The 1004-nt window shown below is 57.6% G+C and carries 2 protein-coding genes and 1 pseudogene; all 3 read right to left on the reverse strand.

Annotated features, from left to right (window positions below; genetic code table 11):
• Positions 1 to 286, reverse strand: a pseudogene (locus IV04_RS23715) (hypothetical protein); the annotation flags it as partial.
• A 61-nt stretch (positions 287 to 347) separates the two neighbouring features.
• Complete coding sequence (gene tssE, locus IV04_RS23720; protein WP_037404670.1) at positions 348 to 782, reverse strand: type VI secretion system baseplate subunit TssE; 435 nt, start codon at positions 780 to 782, stop codon at positions 348 to 350.
• Positions 782 to 1004: type VI secretion lipoprotein TssJ (locus tag IV04_RS23725; protein WP_037404668.1), on the reverse strand; the 223-nt coding region annotated here is incomplete at its 5' end. The genes tssE and IV04_RS23725, both read right to left, overlap by 1 nt.

Here is a 1004-nt window from a genome sequence, read left to right on the forward strand (position 1 = left end):
TAAAAAGGGGGGGATTACCGTCCGCAAACGGGGTTCCCGTTGCCGGGGAACTCTGCCGCAGGCAATCCAGACAGCGGTATTCCCAGTCGCGGCTGTTGCGTACATAGTGCTCACTGCCACAGCACGGACAGTGTGTTGATGGATGCAGTGCGGGGTTGAGGGTATCCAGCCGAGCAGCCGCTTCTCGCAGCACCGGCTCCGTTTCCCAGAGATGTTTCAGGGCATCAGCGTCCTGTTTTTCCAGATGACCAAAGGCGTCGGAGAACCAGACGGGAAGTGACAGCATGGCATGTTTTCCTGCGGTTTTATCAGTGTGTCACGGTTGAGTTAAATCGTGAAGAGGATGTTCAGACGTAGTTCTGCTGTTTCAAATGGCGGATAATCACCTGGCCTTCCGGCATAAACGCGGTACCAAACCGCACCAGCCCGCGCCCTTTCAACTCGGCATCGATGCCGTACTCCAGATACCCCGGCGTAGTTTGCGGCAGCAGCACCACGGTCAGGCTTTTCAGGCGCGGCTCATATTTCAGCAAGGTATCGGACAGGGTGACCAGCAGCGAGTGGGCCGTACCGGGCATACCTTGCAGGATTTTGCTCATGTCTGGCAGGCCGTAATCCGGCAGATGGCTGAGCGTCCCCGCGCGGCAGTTGAGAATACGCTGCATGTTGTCGAGGACCGACAGGATGACCTGTTCCTCTTCGCTGACCGCATGCAGCTCCAGGCCACTGGCGAAGTTGCCCAGCAGTTGCTCATACAGTGAAGGCGCGTGACGGTGTGGCATCACTTTTTCTCTGCACGCAGCGTCAAACCGTTATTACTCAGCTCAATGGTGCGCGGTTTATCGGGATCTAAATCATCACGAGTCAGCAGCAGACGCCAGTGGTTTTTGTCCATATCCGGGTGGCGGAACAGACCGACCACGGCGACAAACTTCGCCTCCTTTTCCATCGGCATATCCAGCGAGGCTGCGGTGCCGGGTTTGACCACCACGCTGCGGCTGGCC

The organism is Serratia sp. Ag1, from assembly GCF_000743355.1.
In the GTDB taxonomy this organism is placed as follows: domain Bacteria; phylum Pseudomonadota; class Gammaproteobacteria; order Enterobacterales; family Enterobacteriaceae; genus Chania.

Excerpts from the sequence above, each read along its gene's own strand:
- tssE (WP_037404670.1), bottom strand. The coding sequence starts at position 782 with ATGCCACACCGTCACGCGCCTTCACTGTATGAGCAACTGCTGGGCAAC.